The organism is Cryobacterium sp. 10I5, assembly GCF_035019865.1.
GTDB classification, from domain to species: domain Bacteria; phylum Actinomycetota; class Actinomycetes; order Actinomycetales; family Microbacteriaceae; genus Cryobacterium; species Cryobacterium breve_A.
This window is the reverse complement of sequence record NZ_JASJVI010000229.1, coordinates 1-343: the sequence shown is the minus strand read 5'-3', so window position 1 is coordinate 343 and position 343 is coordinate 1. Positions and strand designations below refer to the sequence as shown.

Here is a 343-nt window from a genome sequence, read left to right as displayed (position 1 = left end):
GCCTGTACCCGGTGAAGGGCGGGGTGACGCCGGAACTCTACGGGATGATGAACACCCTCTTCGACGCCTTCCTCAGCTTCCACGCCCGGCCGGCATTCCCGACCGAGGAGGAGCAGGCGCGGATGGACTCGGGGCAGGTGATCCCCGGCGCCGAGACCGCCGGTGCGGGTGCGGGCGCCGACGCGGGCACGGGCCCGGAGCTGGATGTGATCGAGGCGGAGCTGCGGGAGCGCCGCGCGGATACCCGCACGGGCGGGGAGAAACGTGCGGACATCCTCCGGGCCCTAATCGAGCACGCCGCCCGGGACGAGGACACGCCCAGCATGGGCGGGTCGGCGCCGAC

The 343-nt window shown here is 73.2% G+C and carries 1 protein-coding gene; it reads left to right on the top strand.

Going from position 1 to position 343, the window contains the following annotated elements; genetic code table 11:
- Window positions 1-23: 23 nt before the first annotated feature.
- A partial coding sequence (locus tag QN350_RS19815; RefSeq protein ID WP_323517235.1) for a hypothetical protein occupies window positions 24-343 on the top strand: 320 nt, incomplete at its 3' end.